We start from the raw sequence: 6042 nt of genomic DNA, 5'->3' as shown, positions 1-6042 counted from the left end.
CGCTTGCTCTTCTCATAGCAGGCACCATATCAGGAGTGGTCATTGTTGTAACCATGATATCTCCTTCTTCAATTTTATCCAATTCATCGATGTCTAAAACAATTTTAACTTTACCGGATGCCATTCCAGGACTTGCTCCAAGACCACGAACGAGAACGTCACCTACATCAGATGAAGCATCTCCTTCTTCTTCAACAACATCTCCTAAAGTGGTAATAGGTCTAGCTTGTAATAAGAATAAGTTATCTCTTTCAAAAGCCCATTCGGTATCCATCGGTTCACCATAATGAGCCTGTACTCTTTTACCCATTTCAGTTAATTCAATGAGCTCTTCATCAGACAATACTCTTTCTTTTCTTTTTTCTTCAGGAACTTCAACCTTTACACTGGTACCGCTTTCATCATTGGTGTACATCACTTTCTTATCACTGATGGTTACATTGATGATTTCATTGTTCTTTTTGTCAACCTGATAGTTGTCGGGAGTTACATCTCCTGATACTACTGATTCACCAAGTCCCCATGATCCTTCAATCAAAGCGATTTCTTCGCCGGTTGATGGGTTTACGGTAAACATTACTCCAGCTTTGTCTGCTATTGCCATTTTTTGAACAACAACTGCGATGTAAACTTTGGAGTGTTCAAAATCATTTTCTTCTCTGTAGAAAATAGCTCTAGCTTCAAACAGGGAAGCCCAACATTTTCTGATGTATTCAATTACTTCATCATCACCGGAAACATGCAAGAAAGTGTCTTGCTGACCGGCAAAAGAAGCTTCAGGCAAATCTTCTGCAGTAGCTGAAGACCTGATAGCTACATCTGTATCGTCTTCGCCAACTCTTTGGCAGAGTTCATTATAATATTCGCGAATGAAAAAAACTAAATCTTCAGGAATAGGAGCTTCAACAATAATACTTTTTATCTCTTCAGCAGCAGCCTGAAGAGCTTTGGTATCATTAATGTCAATTTCATCAAGAATGCTCATGACTTTGTCATTAATTCCTGCTTCATCCATGAACTTTTCATATGCCTGTGCAGTTACTACAAAACCTGGTGGTACTGGAATGCCCGCTTGAGTCAATTCACCCAAATTAGCACCTTTTCCACCTGCAATTCCAATATCGGATTTGTTCAAATCCTCAAATTTTACAACATACATGAAATATAACCTCTCGGATTAAAATATATCAAATTGACAATTAGTTTAGATAGAAAAAACAACGTCAATACTATATATTAATTTTAAATTTTAAAGTTTAAATATTTAATTATAAAAATCAGGAAATTTCAAAAAAAAAGTTAAAATAATAAAAAAAATAGTAAAAAGAAATTAATTAAAAAAATTATTTAATTAATTCTGCGCCTTTGTCAACAACGATTTTGCATGGAACCGGCAATTTCATACCTGCTCTTTTCAATGCAACTTTAGCTTGTTCAAAGTTCTTTTCGTTACAGTCAATAGTGATGACTCTTTGATCTTTTTTAACGATAGCTTCAACACTGATTGGTTTACCGAATGCGTTTCTCATACCACTTTGTACCCTATCCGCACCTGCACCGGTTGCCATTGGGTTTTCTCTTACGATTTGGTGAGGGTATACTCTTAATTTTAAGTGGTAACCCATTCTACCAGCAGCCCTTTGCATTAATCTGTTAGAAGCAATCCTTGCAGCTTCTAAAGAATTGTGTCTGATTTGAGCTGGTTTTTTAACAGCTAAACTTAAGGACACAGGGAATTCATCTCTTAAATTACCCATATCGTATTGTACGATTCTTGAATTTGGGGTTTTTCTAATGTAATCTCTTCTTGTGTAAGCACGAACCATAATTATTCCTCCGAAATAAAAATAACATGATTGAACATGTCTAATTAAAAATAGCTATGTAAAATTTGATTCCAATTATAGCTATATAAAAATCATATATCGTAATATATAGAATACTTAAATATATTAATTAAGTCATTAATAAAGGTTACCATATTTTCAAAAATTTTTATCGATAAAATTAATTTGGAAAACAAATATAATAATATTTATTATCCTAGAGAACGTGAAAAAAATGAAAATAAAAGGCGAGATAACATTAAATTATAAAAATGAAGAATCTGCTTCACTGATATATAACTCATTGGAAATTGATAATGAAAACTACCTTGAAAGCAACTTAGACAAAAGAACAGTCAATTATCAAATTAACAGTGAAAGCCTGGGCAGTTTCCTTGCAACAGTTGATGATTTGATTGCATCGGAAATAGTTGCAGAAAAGATTATTGAAAAAACAAATAAACAATAATTTTATATAAATTAAAATGATAAATATTATACATTAATATAAATTTATTCGTTAGAGTGTGTTATTTATGGAATGTCATTATCATCCTGAAAGAGAAGGCACAGACATCTGTGCGATATGCGGAAAACCTATTTGTAAAGAATGCGGTTTAGAGATTGCTGGAAAAGTTTATTGTAAAGACTGTTTGGAAAAAATCGTTGGACTCGGATTGGACAATACAAGCCCACAGGCTGAAGCTCAACCTGAAGTCGAACCGGAACCTGTGCAAGTTGAGAAACAACCTGTAGAAGAAAGTGTTTACCAACCACAGGAAGAATATGAAATACCATATGCTCCTGCAGAAGAAACCAACCAGGAATACAAAATTATCAGTGATGATTCTCCATACAATATAAAAGACAATATTGAATATTCCGGAGGATTGGAATCATCTTACCTAAGCGAAGATGAAAGTCTATACCAACAGCCTCCACAACAAGAACCACAAAACGAATATGAATATTATCCTCAAGAAGAAGCGGTTCAGCAGCCGGTTTCCCAAGAGCCTGAATACATTTATCCAGACCACAGCTATGAACCACAGCCAACATCTGCAAGACAAGATCTTGAAGACAAATACGAAAAATACTTGGATGATTTATACTTTGATGAAAAAGAGGTTCCATTAGGAGAGCAATTAGCTAAAGATGAAGAGCAATACGGATCTTTAACCAAAAAAGAATATGCTCCAAGACCAGTTGTTGAGGAAGTTCCTGAAAAACAGGCACCTATTAAGAAAACAGTTAAAGCTCCAAAAAATGAAACTCCAGAAGAAATGGAAGCAAGAATAAGAGCTGAAATTGCAAGAGAAATGGGCGGAAAGGGTGAAGATAAAAACATCCACAACCTTAATTATCAGGAAGAAAAAGAACCTATGGGCGTTGTTGATATACTCCTCACAATCATATTGATTATTGTGATTTTAGTAGTGCTGTACTACATAGTTTACCTGTTCTTCTTACATTCAAGCTATTCAACATTTATGGATGCAATATTTGCACTTAAAAATCCACAAAATGTTGTAAATACAGTTTTAACATCAAAATAATGAAATATTTTCATTATTTACCTTTTTTTTAAATTTTTCTAAACTTTCCTTATTTTTATATCCCAAAACCCTGATTAGTGAAGGATAATTGTCAATATATTGTGAAATTGTTTTTTTAGGTATCGGATTTTCCAGAATGCTTAGGATTCTCTGGCGAAAATGGGTGGAAAATCCCTGGAGAATCGCATTCTGCAGTTGCTCAATATCATCATATGGTCTATTTTCAACAATACTTCGGGCCAGCTTATCGTTGAACAGATTGAGAGCAGAGAGATCATCAAAAGAGTAATTGTTTGCAGTATCCAAAATCCGGTCAATGTCTCTTATTCCATAGATTATTGCATCGTTTTTGATTTCACGTTTTAAAACTTCAATAGTTTTTGAGGGCATCATATCAACCACGCCATCAAAATCATCATTTAAAATGCTTTCACGAATAAGAGTGCCGCTTACGCCTTCAATGCGCTTTACAAAAATAAACTTGTCCTTATAGTCAAAGTCTATTTTACTTAAAGAATTGGAAAATGAAGTGATGACGTAATTGTCCTCCTCCAATTTGCCTTTCATGAGAATCTCATTGGCAGTTTTGTCCACAATCTTATATGGTTTAGAAGCGACATGATGTCCCATATTTATCCTTTTCAGGATTTCATCCATTCCGTCAACTGGCTTGTATCCTCTCGGTATGTAATCTGTGTTTAAAGCCTGAAACATTTTACAAAGGCATAATGAATATTGTCCGGAGCCCATAATTCCCATGGGAGGTCCTTCAACAACAATGTCTGCACCAACAGAAATTGCAATTTCTGCCCTAATTTCCCTTGGCAATATATATGGTATACCTCGACCACTTCGTTCAAACAAGCCCGGTACAACAGCTACAAATAACGAACTAGGAAACATACCCTTTGCAGTTTTCATGCAATGAAAATGACCGTTATGTAAAGGATTATACTCAGTAAAATCAGCTACCAGATTGATGTCATCTGAAGTATCTGAAATTTCATATTCCTCACAAAGATCACTGAAAAATAATTCCCTATCGCGCATGAGAATGTTTGAAACTGAAGACATAATATGAAATATGCCTTTTAAATTAAAAAAAGATTATGTTTTAAACAATGAGAAACAAACATTAAATTAAAATTACAAGGGGATTTAATGATGGATTTAGTTATAAAAAATTACAGGCTTGTCGGTGACATCGGAGAATATTTCATTAAAGTGGAAGACGGAAAAATATCAGACATTTCAAAAACACCTCTTAAGGCGGATGAATATATCGATATAAAAAACAACTACCTAATGCCAGGTTTTATCGACCCCCATGTTCATTTCAGAGACCCTGGACTGACACAAAAGGAAGACTTCAAAACAGGAAGCATGAGCGCTGCAAACGGAGGATTTACAACCATCATCGATATGCCCAATACCCTTCCGAAAACAAATACATACAAAGCCCTTAAAGAAAAAATAAAAATTGCACAGGAAAAATCCATCATTAACTTCGAGCTTCAGGCAGGACATAACATCCTGGAGGAAATGGAAAAGATGGTAGAGCTAAATCCAGTTTCCTTCAAAGTGTTTATGGATCTGGAAGATGACGAAAGCCTGAAGAAAATATTTAATGATTTGGGAACCTTGAGACAAACCACAGACTATAACGGTTTAGTTGCAGTGCACTGTGAAAAGCAGTCAATCGTTTTAAAACAAACAGAAATATTAAAGCAAAAAGAAGAAAATGAAGCTATTGACTACAGTTATGCAAGACCTGCAAAATCAGAAGACGAATCTGTCGCACAGGCAATCGAACTTGCAGGAAAAAACAATTTGAGATTGCATATCTGCCATCTGAGTTCGGCCAAATCATTGAATCTTGCCAAAACTGCAAGCAAAACACAGCCTGTAAGCTGGGAATTTACACCACACCACCTGTTGCTTGACAATTCAGCATTTAATACATATGGAACATTCATAAAAACAAATCCTCCGCTTCGTGAAAAAAACGACAGCGTCAAAATCAGCGATTTGGATGAAAATTCAGTAATAGGAACAGACCATGCTCCACATACCCTGGAAGACAAAACAAAGGGAGTCTGGAATTCATCACCGGGAATTCCTAATCTTGAAACAGTGGTGCCTCTTCTTTTAACCGAAGTCAATAAAGGAAATTTAAGTCTGGATGTGATTCCAAAAATTTTATCCGAAAACGCTTCAAAAATTTATGGCCTTGAAAACAAAGGAAAAATTGCCATCGGAAAGGATGCCGACTTTACCGTGATTGATTTGAAACGGGAAGGCAAATTCAATATTGACGAATTTAAAACAAAAGCGCAGTATTCACCATTTGATGGTTGGACATATATTGGAATGCCTGTAATGACAATCGTCAATGGAAAAACAGTAATGAACAAAATTAACTAATTTTAAAAAAAAGAAAAAAATTAAGGTGTGTTTACACACCTATTTATAACATAATGCGTCTTCAGGACATGCTTCAAGACATTGACCACATAAGGTACAGAATCCTGCAATTGGTAATTTAGGATTTTCTGTTTTGTGAATCATGTCGTAAGGACATGCTTCGATACAGTCACCACATTGATCACATTTAGATGGGTTGAATGCAATTCTGTCTCTTGCGACAGGTTCGCCGTCAA

Annotated in this window: 7 protein-coding genes; 3 read left to right on the top strand and 4 right to left on the bottom strand. The window is 35.0% G+C overall.

Going from position 1 to position 6042, the window contains the following annotated elements; translation table 11 throughout:
- Window positions 1–1159: PEP/pyruvate-binding domain-containing protein (locus Q0W04_RS10270; RefSeq protein ID WP_298502953.1), on the bottom strand; the 1159-nt coding region annotated here is incomplete at its 3' end.
- 184 nt (window positions 1160–1343) lie between these two features.
- Window positions 1344–1826 carry a 50S ribosomal protein L16 gene (gene rplJ / locus Q0W04_RS10265; RefSeq protein WP_298502951.1) on the bottom strand — a complete coding sequence of 161 codons (483 nt, stop codon included), beginning with the start codon at window positions 1824–1826 and terminating at the stop codon, window positions 1344–1346.
- Between the two features lie 235 nt (window positions 1827–2061).
- Here rplJ and Q0W04_RS10260 point away from each other — a divergent pair, with 235 nt between their 5' ends.
- Together Q0W04_RS10260 and Q0W04_RS10255 are read left to right on the top strand one after the other, a co-directional pair.
- Entirely contained in the window at window positions 2062–2295 is a 234-nt protein-coding gene (locus tag Q0W04_RS10260; RefSeq protein WP_298502949.1) for a KEOPS complex subunit Pcc1, read from the top strand.
- A gap of 67 nt (window positions 2296–2362) precedes the next feature.
- Window positions 2363–3382: an ATPase gene (locus Q0W04_RS10255; RefSeq protein WP_298502946.1), complete on the top strand. Its 1020-nt coding sequence runs from the start codon at window positions 2363–2365 to the stop codon at window positions 3380–3382.
- Here the strand turns inward: Q0W04_RS10255 and Q0W04_RS10250 are convergent.
- A complete protein-coding gene (locus tag Q0W04_RS10250; protein WP_298502943.1) occupies window positions 3374–4456 on the bottom strand; it encodes a nucleotidyltransferase family protein in 1083 nt (360 codons plus the stop codon). The genes Q0W04_RS10255 and Q0W04_RS10250 overlap by 9 nt on opposite strands.
- A gap of 90 nt (window positions 4457–4546) precedes the next feature.
- On the opposite strand from Q0W04_RS10250, the gene pyrC reads away from it, so the two are divergent.
- On the top strand, window positions 4547–5806 hold the full coding sequence (gene pyrC / locus Q0W04_RS10245; protein WP_366938655.1) for a dihydroorotase: 1260 nt from the start codon (window positions 4547–4549) through the stop codon (window positions 5804–5806).
- Window positions 5807–5845: 39 nt separating this feature from the next.
- Here pyrC and Q0W04_RS10240 read toward each other — a convergent pair.
- Window positions 5846–6042: 4Fe-4S binding protein (locus tag Q0W04_RS10240; protein ID WP_298502938.1), on the bottom strand; the 197-nt coding region annotated here is incomplete at its 5' end.

It is taken from the genome of uncultured Methanobrevibacter sp., assembly GCF_947170395.1.
Lineage (GTDB): Archaea > Methanobacteriota > Methanobacteria > Methanobacteriales > Methanobacteriaceae > Methanocatella.
This window is presented reverse-complemented; position numbering and strand designations above follow the sequence as displayed.